Here is a 22,409-nt window from a genome sequence, read left to right as displayed (position 1 = left end):
ACTCCCTTCCTGCTGCAACATCCATCATGATGCTCTATTTACACGCTATGCGCCTTTATCCATACGATTTTAATTCCTTATATTTTATATATCGTATCATTACGGACGTGACTTTAGCTTTTCCGACCAATGTACTGTACTTTTTTTATTCATCGGTATTCCGGGGCGAGATCGTTTCCGGCACACGGAAGCTTACCGTCGTCCCTTGCATAGGATTACTTTCAATTCGCAATCCTTCTCCATACATATGGATAAGACGGCGATGGATATTACGCAGTCCCACGCTGGAAGATACATGATCCTCCGACAGCAGCTGTTCCAGTCGCTCGGACGGAATCCCTACGCCGTCATCGGTCACGCTGACCACAAAATCGGTTCCATCCTCCTGCACAACCACTCGCACGGTTCCACCTGTTGCCCGTTGCATCACACCATGCCGTATCGCATTTTCCACGATGGGCTGAATGCTTAATGGCGGGATGAGCGACCGGATGTTCCTTCCTACCTCTACGGTCACCTGCAAACGTTCTTCAAATCGTGCTTTTTCCAGTGCCACATACGATTCTACCAATTCCAACTCCTTGGATAATGGCACCGTATTCTCCCTGTTCTGAAAATCAAAACTGCCCCGCAAATACTGACTCAGCTCCATGAGTAGCTCCGCTGCTTTGTCCGGGTCTACGGCTACGGTCGAAACAATGACATTCAAAGCATTGTACAGAAAATGCGGCTTGATTTGTGCCTGTAAAAAGGCCATTTCCGAACGCACCGCTTCCTCCGCCGAATGACGCATGTTCAACAGCGTGCGCACACGCGCCTTTAATTCCTCAGCATCAACAGGCTTACGTAGAAAATCATTAGCTCCCGCCATAAAACCTGCGCGGATATCCCCGGGCAGGTCGCGTGCCGTCAGCAGCAACACCGGTAGCTCAGACAGGGAATACCGTTCCCGTATCCGTCGGCACAGCTCAATACCGGACATTTCCGGCATCATCCAATCCGTAATGACTAGGTCAAATCGGGAACGGCCATTCAGCATGTGAAGTGCCTCCTCGGCATGATCCACCGCCACCACGCTACAACCTGTGGTATATAATAGCTCCTCCAGCACCCGAAGATTAACCGCATCATCATCTACAGCCAGCACTTTGTAAGGAACAGTCTGAACTTGCCCCAGTGCATCCTCTTCATGCGGAATCACATTCCGACCCGACGTCACACCAGGCTGCAATATAACCGCAGACGAAACATCTTTTTGAGCTTCATGTGCCAACGTTCCGGTCTGCGCTAAGGGCAGTGTAAAATAAAAGGTCGAACCCTTGCCCAATCTAGATTCTACCCGGATATGACCACCATGCAGCTCCACCAGACGACGGACTATGCCTAATCCAAGCCCTGTTCCACTGTATCCTTCATCCTCAGCATTCGCCCCTCGGTTAAAAGGTTCAAATATATGCGAAAGATGCTCCTGGGCAATACCGGACCCGGTATCCTTCACACTGATTTCCATTTCACGGTTCCCCGCTTTGGCAGAGATTACGATTTCGCCTTCCTCCGTAAATTTCACCGCATTACCCAACAAATTGTACAGAATCTGAATCAGCCGATCCTCATCCGCATCCACCTTGGGCAACGAATTGGGCATTTCTTTGACAAATTGAATCTTTTTCTTACCCACTGTATGACCCAATACCTCCAGCACGGACTTCACAGCTGCCTGTACATTGACAGGCCGACGATTTAAGGCTAATCTGCCATTTTTCAAATTAGAAAAATCCAGAATATCGTTAATTAAATACGAAAGTCTGCGTCCTATATTCGCAATCAAGACCAAGTTGTGCTTTTGCGGCTCATTGAATTGTGTCCCGTAGCGGTCTAGCATGGATTGAGCGATATTAATTACTCCATGCAGAGGAGTGCGCAGTTCATGTGACGTATTTGCCAGAAATTCATCTTTTAACCCATCCAGTGTTAGCAACCGTCGTGACAGGTTCTCAACCTCCCTAAACGAATGTACAAAACGTTTGGCCAGCAGGAGCGTTTGAGCCAATACGAATATGAGCATTTCATAGGCTGTCACTCCACGCACATCTCCCCAGCCCAGAATATACACAAAACTAGTCACTACAATCATAAGAATGCTCATAATACTAATGACTAGCAGTGCAGCGTCATCCGTCCGTTGAAGAAGCCCACGAATCAAGATCAGTAATACATATCCCACACTGACTACACCAAAAAGAAGAATAAACGCTTCAAAGGATGAGAGTACCAATGTAGGCAGAAATAGCCCCATACCCAGCATCAGTGCGGTTGTAATATTATAGAGGCGCAGCACGAGCCGATTCATAACAATCTGCGTCGAAAGATGAACATAGTGGATCAGAAAATAGTAGAACAGGGTTGACGAGAACGACTGTATTTTCAGTATCCATTCATAAGGTAAGTCCGGTATTCCCCAAGCCAGCAGCTTTTCTCCATGTGTCAGAATATAAAATAAAGCCGCGATACAAAAGCATCCTAAGTAAAGCAATGCCTTCTCCTTTTTACGTAAAAGGTATAGCATGATAAAAAATACGGTAGGAATAAAAAATCCTGCTATCAGTATGGTGTCCTCTGCCATTGCAACTTCCCGGCTATGCGTAATACTCTCGTAATCCCCAAATAACAGTGGATAAATGATTCCACCGGAGGAGTAGCTATAATTAGCCACATGCACGGTAATATCAGCCGAATGTCCATCTATCGCTGCAAATCCAACATAGGGAACATTGCCCTGCTTGCCCTTGTCGGCAGAAACAGAGGGAATACCACTTGCTCCCACGTTTTCTCCGTCAATCCATACTTGACTGGCGCTGCGAATGTTTTGCATATAGATGCCGTACAGATTTTCCGCTTTTTCAGGCAACAGCACACGGATATGATAGGTTCCATATCCGGTCGCCTGTCCCTTAGGCATCCACTGATTCCATTTACCAGGCACATCCACAATCTTGGCAGAAGAACTCGTTTCCAGCCTCAACTCTGAAGAACTCTGATGATTTTCCCAATCCTTATCTTGTTGCATTTCATGAAAGGATGAAGGTTGCACAAGCTGATTGGGGTAAAATTCCCACTCCCCTCCCAGCTGTACAGGGCCTTCCTTTTCAGGGTCCCAATTACGCAAATCAATAACACCGTTGTGTGCTTTCCAATGACTGTTTCCGGATAAAACACCCGACACTAACGGATACACCGGCAACGCAACCGCAAGCAGAAGTATAATAAAAAATAAAACCCCCTGTTTTTTCATAAATCCCCCGCTCTTTTCAATATCGTCTATCTTTTAGTATCGGTTATTCTAACCAGCTGTATTAGAAGCGCTGCCCATGCAAAAAGGGACGCCCGCCGCAGACAAAAATCTGTGCGGAATCGTCCCCTTTTATACACCCTTGTACTTTCTTTATTTCCCTTATTAAGGAATCATGCCTTCATCATTACCACCGCCAGGAATCGAGCCTGAATCGTCTCCGCTGCTATCGCTTGGTGGTATTACTCCTCCACTGCTGTCGCCGCTTCCTGTTCCGCTGTTGTCGCTTGGCGGCGTTGCTCCACCGCTGCTATCGCTGCTTCCTGTTCCGCTGCTATCGCTCGGTGATGTTACTCCTCCACTGCTGTCACCGCTTCCTGTTCCGCTGCTATCGCTTGGCGGCGTTGCTCCTCCACTGCTGTCGCCACTTCCTGTTCCGCTGCTATCGCTTGGTGGTGTTGCTCCACCGCTGCTGTCGCCGCTTCCTGTTCCGCTGCTATCGCTTGGTGGTGTTGCTCCTCCACTGCTATCGCCGCTTCCTGTTCCGCTGCTTTGTTGCTGGCTGGCTACAAAATCTTTATACTCCTGAATCGCATCTTCCAGATTCATATAATTTTTCTTGATTTCCGGCATAGGATAATACTGGTCCAGACGATTGAATGCATCCACTACTCTGTGAAAGTAGACCGTCGTAGGATCTGTACCATTTACTGTAAGCAGATTGTTCGCAATGTTCTTGAGCTCATTGATATCAAGATCAGTTACGATCCATTTGGATTGGTAGTTCGAAAGTGCTGTAATCAAATCTGTGTTAGCCTGGTCTACCTGAAGCTGTGTAATATCCGGAGTATTAAGCACAAGGTTTGCCTGATTAATTTGCCCTTGAAGTTCTTCGTTATCTTGTTGGGTATAATGACGGCCGAACGTCTGAACTTCATTATTAGCTATACTTATGTTTAAATTTAACAACATGGTATCCACTGCTATTGGTGCAGCATACTTGCTCTGTACCTGTTTCAACTCCTCGTATACGGGAACCACGTCTTGTAATTCAAAGCTGGGCAAACCTAAGAAGATAGAGGCATGCTCTGAAGCAGAAGACAAAGCTTGCTGGGCTTCAGCGCTTAATGCGCCTGAATTTTGCACCAAAATTCCATTGATCGATGCCTGCATTTCAATGATTTCGGCTCTCAATTGTAGTCTTTTCTCGTTATATTTTTCAATATAGGTCCCTTTAGCCTGACTTAATTGATTATAAGAGATCACCAATTGCTCCTCAGGAGTAAACGGCATCATGAGTGCAAAGTTGGCTTGTTCTGTTAGTTGCTCTAAAGGAAGCATTTCCGTATTCAAATAATTACGAGCGATAGGGTCAGACAGCAGTTTTAGATGAACGTCATGAACCAGCTGCTGCAGTTTTTCCCGAGTTGTAGCAGGCACTGGCGCAGTGAATTCCGCAAGTCTTTGACTCAGCTCCATGTTCAAGATCAATACGTCCTGCTGCGTCATAGCGGTATGCATCTTCTCTGTATATTCCTGAATGAGGCTGTACAGTTCAGTATTTTGAGCGCTACTCTGATCGTAGATAACCTGCGCTTCTTGTAAAGTATTTTTAAGCACTGAGAAGTCCACTGTTTGCAGTACCAAGAATGATTCTGTGGTAGCTTCTATTTTTCGTGTCCATTCTTCCAACTGCTCCGTTGTAGTTAATGGATTCACATATACGCTTAATCCTTCCCTCACTAAGGACTTATAACGCGCTTTATCTGTGTTCAAATTCTCCACATGATCCGTTACATCGAGAAAATGCAGATAGGCATCTCTGAGTCTTACCGATGCTTCGTATACTTTAATTACTCGACGCAGGCTTACTACTTCCCGATCCACTATATTTTGAGGCGCATTCCCTTCTAACACATTATTGCCAAATTGAATTGCTTGACTTAATGAATCATCCCAAAGAGGTGGGAATTCGTCGCTAACCATTCGATTTTGCTCAAGGGTAGTCGAAGCTACCTGAATCAGTCTAACTAATTCCTGTGTTCCAATCACCGGTTCTGTGGCTGAATCTGTGTACACAGAAACTTCCTGTTTCAATGTGCTGAGCGCTTGATCTACCTCTGCCTGTGTAGCTGTAGTATTGTCCAGTACCAGCGTAGCCTGATGGATTGCTGCCGACAGGCTTTCCTTTGCCGTAGCCGGGTAGAGTGCCTGATCTGGTCCACACTCACCTGCACGATCCAGCAGATCTTTGGCTGCATGGACTTCTGCCTCCAGCTGACTGCGGTCTACGTTGACAATGTCACTGTTGTGTTTTTTCTTATCTTTGCTCTCTGTTTCCGTGACAACTGATCCAGTAGAGGACGAGTTCGTCGTGCCATTCACGAGACTAACAGCTTCTTTCATCGCATCATAGTTAATGATAACATCCTGCGGCTGTTTTTGTTCCGGCAGGTTAAGCTGGTTGATTGTAGCTCCCTTAGCCAGCGTAATAAAAGGAACGCCCACATATTGTGATGCATCCAGCAAACCAATACTGCCGCTAACCAACAGCTTGCCCAGTCCCTGTTGCAACGAAACGCGGCTAATCGCGGCATTTCCCTCGGTCACGATCGATGCATCATTTTTCAGCGTCAGGTTGTCGATCTTCGTCGTCCCGGTTGCAGTCAGCTTGGCATCCTTGGAGCCAAGCTCCACACCAGACCATGCCGTATTTTCCAAAATGGCCGATACAGGCTGGGTCCCTGAGCCTTTGATTTCCAATACCCCTGTAGAGGACATGTTCTTCAAGGTTACCGAGCCATTAACGATCAGGCGTCCCTCAAAAGACACGCCCTTACCGTCAAAAACGCCGCCGTCTGCGTTAATTTCCAGCTTATTCACACCTGTCAGTGTACGCAAATTACGGTTAAGGTCGAATTTTGCCCCTTTTAATACAGCTTTGTTATTTTCACCAAACAAACCTTGCAAAGATCCCTCCAACTGATACGGGATATTTCCGATTCGAACGGTATTGCCCTCTGATTTCACTTCTCCTACCGGATGATCCAGCAGGCTGACGAATACTTCCGCACCACTCTCCCGGTTCAATGGATTTTTCAAATCCGTTGTAGAAGCATCCTCTGATAACAGACCATAAGAGCGGGCAACTTGAACTGCATTTTGCTGTGCATTCGCTGTGCCGGTATCCTGTAAGTCCATTGCACGTACGAGCGATACGATCAGTTCTTCCTTGGTAATGGCATCCCCCGGACGGAACAGTTCCCCGTTACCTGTCATATACCCGGCTGCACGTACAGCCTCAATATAGGGAGCGCCCCATGCATCGGACGATACATCCATAAAAGAAGTCTGCGACTGGTTGTTAATTTCCAACTGGAACAGACTGCACAAAATTTTAGCCGCTTCTGCACGGGTCAAATTTTTTTGTGCCATAAAATCGCCCTGATTACCGCCTGTCATCAAACCCAAGGTGCGAGCTTGTGTTACAAATCCAGTTTCGCTTTGCGTATCTGCTGTCGCTGCATAAGCAGTCTGGACGCCGCCCACCCAAGGCAGAGATACGATTGAACCTGAAGCAATACCCAATACCATCGCAGATGCAATCCATTTATTCCGATTTACAAGTTTCAACATTTCCACTCCTAGACACTATTTATTGGCATATATCCTGTTATATCAAAGGCTTTAGTCATGTTTAGTTCTACGATTTATGCAACCAAGGAACTATGCTAAGAGAAGTATACGAAACCCCACTGAACCGATTCTGAACAATTAGTCCTATATGAAGGCATCACGCAACAAAATCGCTTGACTTGGAGTGAACTCCAAATGTAATAATATCCGGTGTAAGTAGCTGGAGTAGACTACATTTGAAGAAAACAATATCTAGGAAGCGAGGTATAATCAAATGGACTATGTGAAACTTGGAAATACCGGCTTGGATGTATCCCGGCTTTGTCTTGGGTGTATGGGCTTTGGGGTTGCAGAACGGTGGATTCACCCATGGATACTAGATGAAGAGCGCAGTCGTCCCATTATAAAAAATGCCCTGGAGCTAGGTATTAATTTTTTTGATACCGCGAATGTATATTCAGATGGAACTAGCGAAGAAATTGTTGGACGGGCTTTAAAGGATTATGCGAATCGAGATGAAATTGTCCTCGCGACAAAGGTTCATTTCCGTATGCATCAAGGCCCGAATGGTGCGGGACTTTCCCGAAAGGCTATCATGAGTGAAATAGATAAGAGCCTTAAGCGACTGGGGACAGATTATGTGGATCTGTACCAAATCCATCGCTGGGATTACAATACCCCTATTGAAGAGACGATGGAAGCATTACATGATGTTGTGAAGGCCGGGAAGGCAAGATATATTGGTGCTTCTGCTATGTACGCATGGCAGTTTCTAAAGGCGTTACATGTCGCTGAAAAGAATGGATGGACCCGATTTGTATCAATGCAGAATCATTTAAATCTCTTATATCGTGAAGAGGAGAGAGAGATGCTGCCGCTTTGTAAGGAAGAAAAAATCGGTGTGATTCCATACAGCCCGCTTGCAGGTGGAAGATTGACGCGTGATGCGCAGGAAACAACACATCGTTCCGAAACCGATCAAGTTGCGAAATCTAAATACGATGCGACTGCAGATACCGATCGATTGATCGTGGAGCAGGTTGCGGCCATCGCAGAAAAACGTGGAGTTCCCCGCGTTCAAATCGCACTTGCCTGGTTGCTACAGAAAGAACCGGTAACAGCTCCCATTATCGGTGCTACGAAAACGTCTCATCTCGAAGATGCAGTAGCTGCTCTTTCGATTACGTTAACACCTGAAGAAATCGCATTGCTGGAAGAGCCGTATGTTCCTCATCCGGTTGTTGGCGCTCAGTAAATATGGATGAAATGACAGTTTCGAAATAAGAAACGACAAGAACGCCCTATCCATTTACATAGGGCGTTTCTTGATCAGAAATCAGGAGGTGAAGTCTGCATGTTGATCGCAGAAGTAAGCAAAAAATTTGAACTATCTCAGGATACACTCCGCTATTATGAACGCATCGGACTTATTCCGCGTGTGAACCGTAATAAAAGTGGCATCAGGGATTACACGGAAGAAGATTGCAGATGGGTTGAATATATTAAATGTATGCGAGGCGTAGGACTTCCCATTGAAATTTTGATTGAGTATGTTAGGTTATTCCAACAGGGTGATGAAACGATGAATGCTAGAAAAGAACTCCTAATAGAGCAGCGCAAGCAGCTCATTGCAAAAATGAAAGATATGGAAAATGTGTTGGAACGCATGGATTATAAAATTACAAGCTATGAACAGACAATAGGTGAAAAAGAAAAACATCTAATTTAGCCCCTGCGTGCTTTACGGGACAATAGGTTCCCCAAGGACTGAACACCTTGTACAAACAAGACTAGAATGATGACGGTAATCAGCATAACCAGCGTATCAAAACGTTGATAGCCATATGCGATCGCCAGATCGCCAATTCCGCCTCCGCCGACCGCACCAGCCATAGCAGTAGCACCAATCAGACCAATGGCTGCTGTCGTTAACGACAAAATCAGAGAACTGAATGCCTCAGGAAGCAAAAAGTATCGAATGACCTGAAACGGGGTCGCCCCCATCGCATCTGCTGCCTCCAATATCCCCGGATTTACCTCCAAAAGCGAGTTTTCGACCAGCCTTCCGATATATGGCGCAATATATATAATCAAGGGGACAATTGCCGCGCTGGTCCCAATGGATGTATTCACAATCAGACGGGTTAACGGAATGATCGCAATCAGCAAGATAATAAACGGTAAGGAACGAACAATGTTAATGATTGGATTCAAAATATTGTGCAGCCATTTGTTCTCCAGAATTCCGCCTGGACGGGTGATGACGAGTAAAATACCGATAGGGATACCGATCAGGGCGCCAATGAATAATGATATGCTGACCATGAGCACGGATTCATACAAAGCTTCCCACAGTTGATCCCAGGTGATCGTGGTTCCTGTAATCATCATAGACTCTCTACCTCCTGAATATGAACTCCTTTGCTCTTGAGAAAATCAACAGCCTGCTGAACGGCATGCTGTCCACCGCGCAGTTGAATCGTCATATAGCCAATCGTCGTTTCTTGAATCTCCGTCATGTTGGCAAACAAAATGTTCACGTGGATATCATGCTGCCGAATCAATTCATGAACCACCGGATCAGAAGCAACCTGCCCTATAAATTCCAGCTTGTATATTCGCTGTGATTCTTGCTGTTCGAACGTTTGCAGCACACTCTCGGGTACCGTATCGTGAATGACCGTGCGTACAAAGCTCTGCGTCGTCGGGTGCTGCGGCTGCCCAAATACCTCCAGGACATTGCCCTGCTCGATGATTTCCCCCTTTTCCATTACGGCTACCTTGTTGCAAATCCGCTGAATCACCGACATCTCATGGGTGATGATCAAAATAGTGATCTTGTATTCCTTATTGATTTTGCGAAGCAAGTCGAGAATTGACTGTGTGGTCTGCGGATCAAGTGCCGAGGTTGCCTCATCACAGAGCAAAATGGACGGGTTGCTCGCAAGCGCCCGTGCAATCCCCACACGCTGCTTTTGTCCGCCGGAAAGCTCGCTGGGGTAGCTATTCGCCTTGTCCGACAATCCTATGAACGCCAAAAGCTCTTTTACACGCCTCTCTATTTCCCGTTTGTTGCGCTTAAGTAGCACCAACGGAATTGCAATGTTGTCGAATACTGTTTTCGATTCCAGCAGATTAAAATGCTGAAAGATCATTCCGATCTTCTTTCTTACCTTTCGCAGCCCAGAGGTCGAATAGGTATTTAACTGTTCCCCCTCAACAAGAACCTCTCCGCTGGTTACTTTCTCCAGACGATTGACCAAACGGATCAGCGTACTTTTCCCTGCGCCACTGAATCCGATAAACCCGAAGATATCTCCTTTATCCACTTTGATATTTATATTTTTTAACGCTTCAATACTTAGACCTTTTCTCACATAGGTTTTGGATACATTCCTAAGTTCAATCATGAGTCCTAACTCCTTCCGTTCTCACAAGTATGTAAGATGTTCTAAGCTGATTGCTTTTCTTTGGCATGAATGATCGAATTAAATCCGAGTATTCTAGTGAGTTTTATAAAGTATACTACTTCGATTTAATATTCATGTCAATATGTGTTTTGAGTCTGGTTAGTTCAGTCCTTGCATAAATCAGCATGATATTGCAAATGGTATGAAATATGCCGAAGCATACACACCTTGCCCGAACGGGACGGAAGCGGAGGAAGATAGATGAAGCGAATATTCACCTTGTGGCTATGCGTTGCAGTTATAGGGATGTTGACAGTTACGGCAGAACCCGCATGGGCTACTCAGACTGTTGACGGACAGCCTTATCATTTTGGGTTTAAAAAAAGTAAGGGAGGGGAGCTACCTTCCATCGCACAAGAAGGCTTTATGCAACTAATCGAAAGGCAAGGTGGCATCTTTCTGGGGGATACCACTAAAAAAGAATTATTTCTCACTTTCGACAACGGCTATGAGAATGGGTATACTCCCAAAGTGCTGGATGTATTGAAGGCCAAAAAGGTTCCAGCCGCCTTTTTTGTGACAGGGCATTTTATAAAAGACCAGCCTGATTTGATGCGACGAATGGCCAGTGAGGGCCATATTATCGGAAACCATTCATGGAGCCATCCTGATATGAGCACCATTTCTTCGACAGAGATCCGGTCTGAGCTAGATCGGGTACGAAATGCATCGGCAGAGCTAACCGGGCAAAAAGAAATGAAATACGTCCGGCCGCCTCGCGGCATTTTTAGTGAAAAAGCATTGGCTTCCTGTCGAGAAGCCGGATATACGAGCGTATTCTGGTCCGTGGCTTACAAGGACTGGGACACAAATATCCATCAAGGAACGGACTATGCCTATCGTCAAGTGATTGGTCAGCTCCACCCTGGTGCGGTCATTCTGCTCCACTCCGTATCCAAGGACAATGCCGAGGCGCTTGGTTCCATCATCGACGAGGCTCGCAAGCAAGGGTATGAGTTTAAAAGTCTAGACGATCTTAAGGTGAAACATTATCACTAAATAGTAATCGAATTTAATGAGTCGATACGTTATCAGCCCGATCCACACCTGCCCATGGTAGCCAGTGTGAATCGGGCTTTTTAGTTTACGACCAAGGAAGGTAATGGATATAACGATATGGATGAACTGGCCGCCAAGCTTTCGCCACTCGGCGTGGTCATCCATCAACACCGTAATGAACAAGTGCTGGACATCAGCCCGCAAAATATCCATAAATGGAACGCGCTTCAGAAGCTTGGTGTGCAGCCCCGTCAATTTATCGCCTTCGGCAATGATACGAATGATATTCCGATGTTCAGGGAGGCACACCATGCCGTCATGATTCATCACCATCCTGAACTGGCTGCCTTCGCGACTGAATCGATCCCTAATGAGGGGGAAAATCAAGAAGACCGGATTATCGCCAAAATACGTGAGTTGGCTGAAACAGTTACCATTTAGCCAAACGCCAAGGAAGGGAAGGTCTCTCTATGAGCCTTCCCTTCCTTTTACCATTCTAAAGATAGTAATGCCTATTGCATGGTTAGCTTATACACCCTGGCTTCATAAGGGCGCAGCTTCAAGGCATGCAGTTGTTCCCCTTGAACCGGCTTGTAGTTGGACAGCAGCAGCTCCGCCTTAGCGACAGCAAAGTCCTCCTCGGGCCAGTGGTACACCGGATCACGGTCAAAGAAATTCAAAATGACCAGCAAACGCTCTTCTCCCAGCATACGAGTGAATACATACAGCTCCGTATCCAGCGGCAACAGCAGCTTGTATTCGCCATAGACTATGACCTCATGTTGTTTACGCAGAGCAATCAACTTGCGATAATAGTGGAAAATCGAGTCTGGATTGCTTCTTTCTGCCTCTGCATTAATGTGTGTGTAGTTATCGTTAATCTTCATCCACGGCTCTCCATCGGTAAATCCGGCTGAGGGTCCAGCATTCCATTGCATGGGAGTACGCGCATTATCCCGACTTTTCCGCCAGATCTCTGCCATAATCTGTTCCTCAGACTCACCGATCTTCCGTTGTTGCTCATAATAATTCAACGTTTCCACATCCCGGTAATCATCAATGGACGGGAATGCAATATTCGTCATCCCAATTTCCTCACCCTGATAAATATAAGGCGTACCCTCTAGCATGTGTGTGAAGGTTGCCAGCATTTTGGCCGACTCCACACGATATTGTCCATCATTCGCAAATCGCGAGAGGGCCCGCGGCTGATCATGATTGTTCAGATAATTGGCATTCCATCCTTCCTCATGAAGCACTGTCTGCCAGCTGCTCATTATTTTTTTCAGCTCCACCAGTGTCCACGGCTTGGATTTCCATTTTTCTGTCCCCAGCCCTTGGGCATCAATAAACATGTGTTCAAACTGGAAAACCATATTCAGCTCATGCCGCTGGTCCCCTACATAATCAAGCGCCTGTTCCGGTCCTAAACCAGACGTTTCGCCAACTGTCATTAAGGGATAACGTTCCAGTAATTTTTCATTCAGCATCCGTAGAAGCACATGTACCTGTTCTAGATTGGAAAAGAGCTGATAGGCACGTACCAAGGTTCGTTTGTCAGGATTATCAGCATCCGGCAGCCCTTCGGCTTTGACAATATGGGCAATGGCGTCAAAACGGAAGCCATCAACTCCCTTTTTCAGCCACCATTCCACCATGCGGTAGAGCTCGCCCACCATCTCTTCATTTTCCCAGTTCAGATCCGGCTGATGCTCGGAATACAGATGCATGTAATATTCGTCTGTAAGCTTGTCATATTTCCACACTGAACCGGAAAAATACGATTCCCAGTTGTTCGGATATCCGCCATTTTTGCCTGTTCGCCATATGTAGTAGTCCCGCTTCGGATTATCCTTGGACGAACGTGACTCCGTAAACCACGGATGCTCATCCGATGTATGGTTTAATACCAAATCCATCATGATTTTGATGCCTCGTTCATGCGCCTGGTGAAGCAGTTCGTCAAAATCCTCCATTGTTCCAAACTCATCCATAATGGCATAATAATCACTAATATCATATCCGTTATCGTGATTGGGCGATTTATATACCGGACAAATCCAGATTACATCAATACCCAGCTCACACAAATAATCCAGCCTGGACAAAATACCTCGTAAGTCCCCTTTACCGTCTCCGTCAGAATCCTGAAAACTGATCGGGTAAATCTGATATACAACGGCTTCCTTCCACCATATTTTTCTAGGCATGTTTCCCTCCTGTAGCTTCTCTGTACATCCAATAGCTTATGCTCTTAACATACACGCAATACCTGTCTGCGAATCGTTGGTGAAGGGGAACAAGAGTCTTGTAAGCTTGCTTCCGCGCATTAGCAGAGCCGCTATAACCTACGGAGATTTATTTTAAAAAAATATTTTGCAAAACAGGTTGTAAAAGTGGACCTGGCGTTACCTATATTTATGAACTGACCATATACATGTACTCAAAGCGGTGCCACTTTTGAATAAAAGGAGGAATTGACATGAACCATCGACCCAAGGAGCCAAAGGATCTGATTGTGGAAACTGCTGTGATCCCGCCCAACATCCATGTGGACGTGGAGTCAGCCACTGAGGGGGGAACCCGCCGCCTGATGCTTAGCGATAATCCGGAGACGCTTACCCATGTGACGGTACCTACCGAGCAAGCCACCCTGTGGCATGACGTGGTACGCACGACAACCCGAACGGTCAAACATCGCATTTTCGGCTGGCATTATAACAAAATCGGCAGCGCTGTTAAACTGGGCATCACCGTAGAGAACAGAAGCGCTGCTAAACTAGAAGTACGTCATATTGAACGTGCCCTTAAGATTGTGCCAGAGGATGCCAACTGGATTATAGATGTCGGACAGTCTATTGCCAAAGGCTGTTTGGCAGGTACGATGGAACGTCTGAAGCCAGTAGACCGTCATAAATTCGGCAAAGGCACCGCCCTGCTGGAGGAATTTGAGCTGCCCGAAGGATCGCTGGCCGGATTCATCTATGACCTCACAGTTGAATTTGCTGAAGGCCATGGTACGCTGGATTATGTGATTCGCACCGTGATCAGCAAGGATACGCAGACCGATCTGCGTCAGATTCATATGGATGCGCTTCCTCCCGTACCTCCACCCCAGGCGCATCCACGAGGGGTGTGGTCCTTTTCCGAAACGAATGCGCGGATGCCAGAGTACGTGGTGGGGCAGAGCGCCAACTATCGGGCGTGTGCCACCAAAAAGCTGAACGGCGAGACTCCTGCCGATCTGCTGTTTACCGGGGCACGCAGCGAGCTGGGGCCTGCGCTAGATAATCGCGGACAATTCGGAACCATATACAACGCGACCATTCCCATCGTTAATGACAGTGACGAGGTACGTATCGTACGAATCTACGCCAATCCACGTGGGGGCGCGTTCGCCGGATCTGTACGTGTGGATGATCGTGTATATGGTATTCCTCTGCTACGAGATAATACCAAGGTATGCCGATTGGCTGATATCAGCGTCCCTCCCGGCAAGTCCAGCTATTCTCTCAGCTTCATGGTTGCAGGGAGCGCAACCACACCGCTAGGTCTGTACGTCATTACACTATAGCTATGCTCACGATGACTGGATAAGCGAACGTGGAGCCAAAATTTTCACAGGATATGGTCTGCTCTATAGTAAATGGAGCTGTCCCAAAGCTGGTTCTAAATTTTATTGGACAGTCACGCTTCGTCATTAGTATAAAAAAGCGCGAGTGCAAGGGTTATTCCCCCTATAGCTCGCGCTTTTTGGTTCATGCTCACCCATTTGAGCAGGTTATGGTCAAGCGAAGGCACGTAGTCCTCATCGCCGCCATACCCGGTTACCCGGTTTGTGTCAGAATAAATATCGCTCTATTTGAACCGCTGGACCTGCCTCGAAGGCATAATCGTCAACTCTGGAATATTGACATGCTCCGGCTGCTCTAGTGCATAAAGGGCAGCTTCTGCAACATCATCGGGATGCAGCGGCAAAACGCTCGAAGCAAACGCACGAATTTCCTGCTCGGGATATCCGGCCACCTGCGAAAATTCCGTCGCCACCGCCCCGGGGTGAATCGCAGTTACACGAATTCCTTGCGTACTGGTCTCCAAACGCAATGCAGAGGCTATGGCGCTAACGCCGTACTTGGTAGCGCTGTATAGTCCTCCTCCGGCAACCACTTCCTTCGCTGCAATAGAGGAAACAATGACAACATCCCCCTTGGCCTGTTCCCTCATTGGCTGAAGTCCGTACTTCAGTGTCAGGACAAGACCGTGCACATTCGTCTTGTAAAGCTCCTCCCACCTTTCCAGTTCCACTTCTGCCAGTGGGCTTCGATACCCGAAGCCAGCATTGGCAACGATAATGTCAAGCCGTCCCCAGCGTTCAAGAATGGCGTGGACCGCCTGCTGTACGTCTTCAGCTTTTTGGATATCGGCAGGTATTGCCATGACCTCGTACAATTCCTCTTGGTGCAAGTCGCGAACCAATTCATCCAATCGTTCCTGACGGCGTGCCAATACAGCTACATACGCGCCTCGCTTTGCCAGTTTTTTTGCAATCGATGCCCCAATGCCGCTGCTTGCGCCTGTTACCAAAGCTACTTTCCCGGCCAGGCTTTCCTTCGCTTTCCAGGATAATCTCAACTCATCCAATATCATGTTATACCCTCCCCAAGCTTATTTGGTTAAAAGCACGCGATGAACACCCTGGCTGCCTCCAGGAGCTGTACCTATATATAAATATCCGTCATGGTTTACAGCCGTGGTTACCCCATAAAGCGAGCCTTCAGGATCATGCCAGCTTCCGATGAGTTTACCCTGCGGATTAAGCTCCACAGCAAGCCCATGCTTCACAGGTGCGCTTGCACCGCTGAGCAGCGATTGTGGCAATTTGGCCATCATTCCAGCCAGCCACGGGCTTCCATGCATCTGATCTACAAAGGGAATACGTGTTGTGAAGAGACCGACCCAGAAATGGCCTTGATCATCACGCGTAATGTTATCCGGAAAACCGGCAAGATTATCCACAAAAATATCCGAAGTCCCCTTCTTCGGCCCTTTGAGCCAGTATCGGGTCAATTGGTAGTGATACGACTCTGCCACAAGCACAAAATCTTCGTCCGCAGACAAGGCAACCCCGTTCGCAAAATAAAGGCCTTCCAACAGAACTGTCGTCTGCTTGGTCACCGGATCATATTTCAGCAAACGTCCATGTGGCTTGTTCTCGGCGATTTCTTTGAAGACTACACTGCCATAATTGGAGGTGTCAGAAAAATAAATGGTACCATCTTTGGCAATATCCAGCTCGTTGGCCAAATAGATCGGTGTGCCGTCGACTTGATTGGCCAACACCGTCACGTTTCCGGAAGGATCTACCGACAGCAACCCCTTCTTAACATCCGTAACGATCAAATTTCCACTTGCGTCAAACATAAGTCCATTGGGCGTTCCTTGGGTATCTGCATATAGCTGGGCCTTTTGCGGATTGCCCTTAGTATCAAAGGCAACCTTATAAATTTTCCCGTCGGAGTCTCCCGTATATAAATTTCCTACCTTGTCAAAGGTGATAAATTCCGGAAACTTAGGGGCATCTGTAACAAGCTCTGCGGAGCTGAGTTTGTTGTTTTGTTGCCATGGACCCGCTTGTTCAAAAGAGGGGGCCGAAGGTGCAAACCATTTTGCAGGCTGGACAGGGGAAGGGATGAGCATAAAAATAACCACTCCCAGAAGGATTACCGCCAGCAGCGATACTCCGGTTCTGCGTACCCATTTACGCGGTTTCTTATTCTTTCTTCCTTGAGAATCTTTGACAGATAAATCAGGTTTACTGGGCATTAGATTGCCTCCTATGTGATGTGAATAATATTTCAGCATTTTGCATAATTCGATTCCCCACGCTCGAAAGTACAATATATAGACGAACTAAACCGTTTCGATCTATATATTGCTGATTTGAAATCGCTCTTGGGATTTATGCAAAATGCTCATTTATATTTGAACGACGATTTTACCGAAATACTGTTTTCCTTCAGCCAAAAGTGCGAAGGCTTCGCCGATTCGGCTGAGCGGGAATACCCGGTCAATGACAGGATGTAAACGATGGCGGGAAATGGCACGATTCATATTTTCGAAATGTTCCCGGTTACCGACTTGGCTGCCGCGAATCGTCGCAGCCTTCTGCAAAATGCTGGTGACATCGAACTCAGGAATAGTCAAGCCCGATAAGAAGCCGACCATGTTCACAGTCCCTCCGGTACGAAGTGCATTGATGGATTGCGCCATTGTTGCCGCTCCCCCTACATCCAGGACATGGTCGACTCCGCCGTCTGTCAGCTCCAGAGCCACCTTATCCCACTCGGGAACTTCCGAATAGTTGATTGTCTGCCATGCGCCGAGATCCTTTGCCCGTTCCAGCTTGTCATTGCTGCTCGATGTGATAATTACCCTTGCTCCCGCCATCAGAGAGAATTGAAGCCCAAAGATGGAAACACCGCCTGTTCCTTGCAAGAGCACCGTATCCCCCGCTCGCAGCCCGCCGGATTCCATCAGCATGCTCCATGCGGTTAATGCCGCAATCGGCAAGGTGGAAGCCTCCTCCCAAGAAAGGTGATCCGGAATGGCCACGACCCCTTCTTCATGCAGAACGATATATTCAGACGCCACTCCACTGAGTGGGCCTCCCAGACTGTCCTTTAAGACCTCCGCTCTCGTGCTCCCGCCAATGAATTTCTGTTGTAAATTTGCCGCTACCCTTTGTCCAATCTGAAATTTTGTCACCCCTTCGCCCACAGCTACAATTTCACCCGCTCCATCAGATAACGGAATGAAGGGAAATTGAATGCCGATTGGCATTACTCCGTTAATGATTACCAAATCCCGGTAATTCAGAGACGCTGCCCTTATGCGGATCAGAACTTCCAATCGTCCTGGCACCGGTATGTCAAGTTCCGTCAAGGTTAACTCTTCAAAGCCAAAACCATTTTTCAGTTGCACTGCTTTCATTTTGGTTGTCCTCCCTGTAATGTTAAACTTTTTACCTAGTATGGATACAGTGTATTACGTAAGAAACACTGTTTCCTATGTAATACACTGTATCCAATTGTCTTCAAAACGTCAATATTTACTTTAAAAATAAAAATGGTCGTAAACTGTTCCAGGCTTTTAACGTTCCTTACCAAGTAAAATTCGAGACTGGGTGGCTTCGCTTGTACAGAACTTGCTCAGGTGGGCAAGCATGACCAAAAAACGCGAGTTGCAAAGGTGAGATAACCTCTGCAACTCGCGTTTTTTTACGTTAATGGTGATATAAGCACTGTCCAATAGAATTGGAATTTGCTTATGCCACAGCCTTATTTAAGCTCCAACTTTTATAAACTACGTCTACTTAAATTTGTTCCTGACTTATATTACGCTACTAAGCATGAAATTGGAGGGCGGACCAAGCTCCGGCTTGCCAAACAAATAACCCTGAGCCAGTGATACACCTGCTTCACAACAAAATTCAAAATCCTCCATCTGCTCTACGCCTTCAGCCAACACTTGGCCTCCAAAAAGAAAAGCCGATTCTACAATCCCTGTAATTTGCCGCTTCTGATCAATGTTACTATGACAGCCGTCAATTATACTGCGGTCAATTTTAACATAATCCGGCTGAAGGCAATTCATAAGCTCTGTTGTAGAATAACCTGCCCCCACATCGTCCAGGGCTACCGAAACTCCTCGATTGCGATATTGATCAAAGATATGATGCAAAAAATTAAGGTCGTCTATCTCTTCCGTTTCTACGACCTCAAATACAAAATCCTTCGTATTCATGGATAACCGATCAATCGTCTCAAAGGTGTGATTCAAGCAATAAGCCGGATTATAAATGCTCGAAGGGAGAAAGTTAATAAAACGTTTAATTCCCGCCGGAAGGCATGTTGCACTTTTTTCAATAGCGGAAATACGAGCCGAGCGATCCAGATGAGCATGCAAACCAGCTTCACGGGCGATCTCAAACAGTTGGAAAGGCTGAAAAGGTCTCTGCGCATGTGACGGACGCAGTAAAAACTCAAACCCGATAATATCCAGCTTATGGTCAACAATAGGTTGCATATGGCTGGAAAAACTTTGATCCTTAATGATATTCACGATATCCGGATGTTGCAGTCTGGCTTGCAATTGACTAAATAAAAGCCACTCCTCATATCCTTCGACATGGTGCAGGCCGGTCACCACAACTTGCATATGGTTCAAGTATTCCTGCGGCAGACGAGCCAGTTTGTTAACCAGCTGTTCCAGCTCCGAGCGGCTATCATAACGAAACTCTATGCCACCCTCACGCTCATGCTCCTGCTTCATTTGTTCCGATAGCTTACCCAAACCATCTAATGCTGGAGTAAGCGACACCCTGGAATGCCTAATTCTGAGCAATCCTTGATCCTTAATAGGTAATATGATGCTGCAATTGCTGCATGTCATAATGGTCCTCCTCGGAACAATTTTCCGGTTTTTTCACCATTATATCACAAATAACTAGAACAAAAGTACTATATAACTACGTGTTTTTACAAAAAACTAGCTTATTCTTAACGACAACTTAGGACTTAAGTATATATTCGACAAAAACAGAAAACTTTTTGCACTCATGATAAATTCGGGGGCTGTTGTTTTTGACATTAAAAAAGCAGCAAATCTCTTGGTTAAAGAGACTTGCTGCTTCACTCTGATATTGATTAAAAACTAAAGTTCGAAGTTATTTGGACGCCTTTGGCTTCGTTGTTTTAGCTGGTTTAACAGTCGCGGGTTTGGTCGTTTTAACAGCTGGCTTTGCTGTTGCTTTCGCGGGAGCCACAGCTTCCTTTACAGGAGTCGTTGCTGCACTAGGCTTAGCGCCAGCTTTTAAGCTGTATTTGGCAAAGCCGTCTGCCGCGCTGCTCAAGAATGAAATTTGTTGATTTCCTGCCAGCACGTCTTTGGCATCAGGAGAGGACTCAAAAGTAACCTTTGCCTGACCAAAAGGAGCAATAGACCAGTTGCCATCCGCCGATGGATTAATCGTTCCGTTCGTACGGATATAGTCAACAATGACCTGGCGACTTTCATCCGGTGCTGCCATCACAATTCGTTTGCCATCTGGGTTGGCCAGTTTGGATGAGGAAGCACGATAGTTATTGGTGGCCACGATAAATTTCTGTGCAGGATCTATCGCTTTTCCATTGTATTGCAGATCCTTGATACGATGAGCTGAAGAATCAATAATAGTTCCCTTGGCATCATATCGTGCAGGCTGAGTTACATCAATCTGGTAATTCACACCGTCAATGACATCAAAATTGTAGGTTGGGAAATCTTTGTTGATCAGCGATTGCTCCTCAGTTTGCTTTGGATCAATGCGGTTGAACTGACCTGCAGACCACTCCAGCCATTCCTGAATTTCAGCACCGGTCACTTCTACAGCATGAACCGTGTTCGGATACACATACAGGTCGGATACGTTTTTAATCGCTACCGTACCTTCAGGAATGTTGGTGTAATACTCGGCTCCGTTTCGACCGCCGGCCTTGAATGGAGCGCCTGCCGACAATACTGGAAGTTTTTCGTATTCAGTTCCTTTAAGATGGTTTTGAACATACCATTTCTGTGCATTCGTCACGATTTGAATGGAAGGGTCGTCCTGCACTAATGCAAAATAGCTGGTAATCGGTGCAGTCGTTGTTCCGACAGGTTGACGAATATAATCCAAGGTTCCTTGATGCTCTTCCTTGATCGAATCTGTCAGTTTGTAGTCAGGAGTAAACTGCACAGCCTGGTTAGTGGTATTCACAACCGGACGTACTTCAGACTGAGAGTTTGTTACGTTCCACTCGCGGTTTTTCTTTTCCAGGCTCAGGTCAATAATACCCAGCTCCTTGCCCCATGAGGAAGCTTCCACGGCCGGTACGCCGTTAATGGTTCCTTTATCTAGATCTACACCCTTCATTTCTTTAAAATCAGGACCAGGGAAAGATTTATGAGCATGCCCAAACAGAATAGCGTTAATTCCGTCCACCTGGCTTAAATATTTAACGGCATTCTCCATCATTGGCGTTTGCGGCACATCCTCATAACCTGTGTGCGCAAGCACGACAATAATGTCAGCACCTTCCGTCTTCATTTGAGGAATAAACTTTTTCGCCGTTTCCACAATATCCTTTGTAACGACTTTATCCTTCAAATTGGCTTCATCCCACTGCATAATTTGAGGTGTGACCAAGCCGATGACACCCACTCTGAGCGTATGCTCTTCACCTTTCTCATCCGTTACCGTTTTATCAAGAATTTGATAAGGGGTAAAATAATTTTTAGTAGCTTGCCCCCCCTTATCAACATAAACATTCGCATTTACGTAAGGGAAATCGGCTCCCTTGAGCGATTTTTCCAGAAAATCGAGACCATAGTTGAATTCGTGGTTGCCCACTGTCGCCGCATCATAGCCCATCAAGTTCATCATCTTGTAGACTGGATGGACACCGCCTTCTTTTTCATAGGTTTTGTTTCTGGCCATATAATCGCCTAATGGATTGCCCTGTAACAAATCACCGTTATCGAACAGCATGCTGTTTCTTGTTTCACTACGCGCCTGTTGGATCAAACTGGCTGTGCTAATCAGGCCATATTCGTTGGTTTCTTTGTCCGAATAGTAATCGTAGTTCATCAGGGATGCATGAATATCCGTTGTTTCCATGATCCGCAAATTCACTGTAGCGCTATCGCGAGAATTGCTAGCTGCCCAGGTTGGAGCGGCTGAAAACACCAGCATGCTACAAGCTACAACGGTTGCTGTAAACCCTTTAAACCAATTTTTACGAAATAACAAAATATACCCCTCCTCATTAAGGTGTATGCCTCATATACATACTTTTGCACATATATGTAAGCCTTGAACCCACCATTTCTATTTTAATCCAACGCCAGACAAAAGAGTAGTCATTCACTTAAATTATTTATGAAAAAATAATTAATTCTCTCAAAAATAAAAAACCAGCAAACCTCCTAAAAAACTC

Annotated in this window: 15 protein-coding genes; 5 read left to right on the top strand and 10 right to left on the bottom strand. The window is 46.3% G+C overall.

Annotated elements, in window-relative coordinates:
* Positions 1 to 145 precede the first annotated feature (145 nt).
* On the bottom strand, positions 146 to 3,292 hold the full coding sequence (locus WA407_RS17225; protein WP_336077868.1) for an ATP-binding protein: 3,147 nt from the start codon (positions 3,290 to 3,292) through the stop codon (positions 146 to 148).
* Positions 3,293 to 3,454: 162 nt separating this feature from the next.
* The gene (locus WA407_RS17220) at positions 3,455 to 6,925 is read right to left on the bottom strand and encodes an S-layer homology domain-containing protein (RefSeq protein WP_336077867.1); all 3,471 of its coding nucleotides are present in this window, start codon (positions 6,923 to 6,925) and stop codon (positions 3,455 to 3,457) included.
* 274 nt (positions 6,926 to 7,199) lie between these two features.
* Here WA407_RS17220 and WA407_RS17215 point away from each other — a divergent pair, with 274 nt between their 5' ends.
* Together WA407_RS17215 and WA407_RS17210 are read left to right on the top strand one after the other, a co-directional pair.
* A complete protein-coding gene (locus tag WA407_RS17215; protein WP_025722907.1) occupies positions 7,200 to 8,180 on the top strand; it encodes an aldo/keto reductase in 981 nt (326 codons plus the stop codon).
* A 99-nt stretch (positions 8,181 to 8,279) separates the two neighbouring features.
* Positions 8,280 to 8,654, top strand: coding sequence for a MerR family transcriptional regulator (locus tag WA407_RS17210; protein ID WP_025722906.1), 375 nt, complete (start codon positions 8,280 to 8,282; stop codon positions 8,652 to 8,654).
* Here WA407_RS17210 and WA407_RS17205 read toward each other — a convergent pair.
* Both WA407_RS17205 and WA407_RS17200 read right to left on the bottom strand, forming a co-directional pair.
* Positions 8,651 to 9,316, bottom strand: coding sequence for a methionine ABC transporter permease (locus tag WA407_RS17205; protein ID WP_061831143.1), 666 nt, complete (start codon positions 9,314 to 9,316; stop codon positions 8,651 to 8,653). The genes WA407_RS17210 and WA407_RS17205 overlap by 4 nt on opposite strands.
* Positions 9,313 to 10,335, bottom strand: coding sequence for a methionine ABC transporter ATP-binding protein (locus tag WA407_RS17200; protein WP_061831142.1), 1,023 nt, complete (start codon positions 10,333 to 10,335; stop codon positions 9,313 to 9,315). Before WA407_RS17200 ends, WA407_RS17205 begins: the two co-directional genes overlap by 4 nt.
* Positions 10,336 to 10,596: 261 nt before the next feature.
* On the opposite strand from WA407_RS17200, the gene pdaA reads away from it, so the two are divergent.
* Together pdaA and WA407_RS17190 are read left to right on the top strand one after the other, a co-directional pair.
* Positions 10,597 to 11,394, top strand: coding sequence for a delta-lactam-biosynthetic de-N-acetylase (gene pdaA / locus WA407_RS17195; protein ID WP_336077865.1), 798 nt, complete (start codon positions 10,597 to 10,599; stop codon positions 11,392 to 11,394).
* 117 nt (positions 11,395 to 11,511) lie between these two features.
* Entirely contained in the window at positions 11,512 to 11,835 is a 324-nt protein-coding gene (locus WA407_RS17190) for an HAD family hydrolase (RefSeq protein WP_336077864.1), read from the top strand.
* A gap of 71 nt (positions 11,836 to 11,906) precedes the next feature.
* On the opposite strand, the gene WA407_RS17185 is transcribed toward WA407_RS17190, so the two are convergent.
* Entirely contained in the window at positions 11,907 to 13,604 is a 1,698-nt protein-coding gene (locus tag WA407_RS17185) for a glycoside hydrolase family 13 protein (RefSeq protein ID WP_336077863.1), read from the bottom strand.
* A 272-nt stretch (positions 13,605 to 13,876) separates the two neighbouring features.
* On the opposite strand from WA407_RS17185, the gene WA407_RS17180 reads away from it, so the two are divergent.
* Positions 13,877 to 14,968 carry a hypothetical protein gene (locus WA407_RS17180; protein ID WP_336077862.1) on the top strand — a complete coding sequence of 364 codons (1,092 nt, stop codon included), beginning with the start codon at positions 13,877 to 13,879 and terminating at the stop codon, positions 14,966 to 14,968.
* A gap of 284 nt (positions 14,969 to 15,252) precedes the next feature.
* On the opposite strand, the gene WA407_RS17175 is transcribed toward WA407_RS17180, so the two are convergent.
* The 5 genes from WA407_RS17175 to WA407_RS17155 all read right to left on the bottom strand — a co-directional run bounded on the left by WA407_RS17175 (position 15,253) and on the right by WA407_RS17155 (position 22,222).
* Complete coding sequence (locus WA407_RS17175; protein WP_028541208.1) at positions 15,253 to 16,041, bottom strand: SDR family oxidoreductase; 789 nt, start codon at positions 16,039 to 16,041, stop codon at positions 15,253 to 15,255.
* Between the two features lie 18 nt (positions 16,042 to 16,059).
* On the bottom strand, positions 16,060 to 17,217 hold the full coding sequence (locus tag WA407_RS17170) for an SMP-30/gluconolactonase/LRE family protein (protein WP_336077861.1): 1,158 nt from the start codon (positions 17,215 to 17,217) through the stop codon (positions 16,060 to 16,062).
* Between the two features lie 153 nt (positions 17,218 to 17,370).
* Positions 17,371 to 18,384, bottom strand: a complete 1,014-nt coding sequence (locus tag WA407_RS17165; RefSeq protein WP_061831136.1) for a zinc-dependent alcohol dehydrogenase family protein — start codon at positions 18,382 to 18,384, stop codon at positions 17,371 to 17,373.
* Positions 18,385 to 18,783: 399 nt separating this feature from the next.
* Positions 18,784 to 19,845, bottom strand: a complete 1,062-nt coding sequence (locus tag WA407_RS17160; RefSeq protein ID WP_336077860.1) for an EAL domain-containing protein — start codon at positions 19,843 to 19,845, stop codon at positions 18,784 to 18,786.
* Between the two features lie 274 nt (positions 19,846 to 20,119).
* Entirely contained in the window at positions 20,120 to 22,222 is a 2,103-nt protein-coding gene (locus WA407_RS17155) for a bifunctional 2',3'-cyclic-nucleotide 2'-phosphodiesterase/3'-nucleotidase (protein WP_336077859.1), read from the bottom strand.
* Positions 22,223 to 22,409: the final 187 nt, after the last annotated feature.

Source organism: Paenibacillus sp. 203 (assembly GCF_037027525.1).
Lineage (GTDB): Bacteria > Bacillota > Bacilli > Paenibacillales > Paenibacillaceae > Paenibacillus > Paenibacillus polymyxa_B.
This window is presented reverse-complemented; position numbering and strand designations above follow the sequence as displayed.

Bases quoted from the DNA above. Each gene is read 5' to 3' on its own strand.
- WA407_RS17225 (WP_336077868.1), bottom strand. From the start codon at position 3,292: ATGAAAAAACAGGGGGTTTTATTTTTTATTATACTTCTGCTTGCGGTT.
- WA407_RS17220 (WP_336077867.1), bottom strand. From the start codon at position 6,925: ATGTTGAAACTTGTAAATCGGAATAAATGGATTGCATCTGCGATGGTA.
- WA407_RS17215 (WP_025722907.1), top strand. From the start codon at position 7,200: ATGGACTATGTGAAACTTGGAAATACCGGCTTGGATGTATCCCGGCTT.
- WA407_RS17210 (WP_025722906.1), top strand. From the start codon at position 8,280: ATGTTGATCGCAGAAGTAAGCAAAAAATTTGAACTATCTCAGGATACA.
- WA407_RS17205 (WP_061831143.1), bottom strand. From the start codon at position 9,316: ATGATGATTACAGGAACCACGATCACCTGGGATCAACTGTGGGAAGCT.
- WA407_RS17200 (WP_061831142.1), bottom strand. From the start codon at position 10,335: ATGATTGAACTTAGGAATGTATCCAAAACCTATGTGAGAAAAGGTCTA.
- pdaA (WP_336077865.1), top strand. From the start codon at position 10,597: ATGAAGCGAATATTCACCTTGTGGCTATGCGTTGCAGTTATAGGGATG.
- WA407_RS17190 (WP_336077864.1), top strand. From the start codon at position 11,512: ATGGATGAACTGGCCGCCAAGCTTTCGCCACTCGGCGTGGTCATCCAT.
- WA407_RS17185 (WP_336077863.1), bottom strand. From the start codon at position 13,604: ATGCCTAGAAAAATATGGTGGAAGGAAGCCGTTGTATATCAGATTTAC.
- WA407_RS17180 (WP_336077862.1), top strand. From the start codon at position 13,877: ATGAACCATCGACCCAAGGAGCCAAAGGATCTGATTGTGGAAACTGCT.
- WA407_RS17175 (WP_028541208.1), bottom strand. From the start codon at position 16,041: ATGATATTGGATGAGTTGAGATTATCCTGGAAAGCGAAGGAAAGCCTG.
- WA407_RS17170 (WP_336077861.1), bottom strand. From the start codon at position 17,217: ATGCCCAGTAAACCTGATTTATCTGTCAAAGATTCTCAAGGAAGAAAG.
- WA407_RS17165 (WP_061831136.1), bottom strand. From the start codon at position 18,384: ATGAAAGCAGTGCAACTGAAAAATGGTTTTGGCTTTGAAGAGTTAACC.
- WA407_RS17160 (WP_336077860.1), bottom strand. From the start codon at position 19,845: ATGACATGCAGCAATTGCAGCATCATATTACCTATTAAGGATCAAGGA.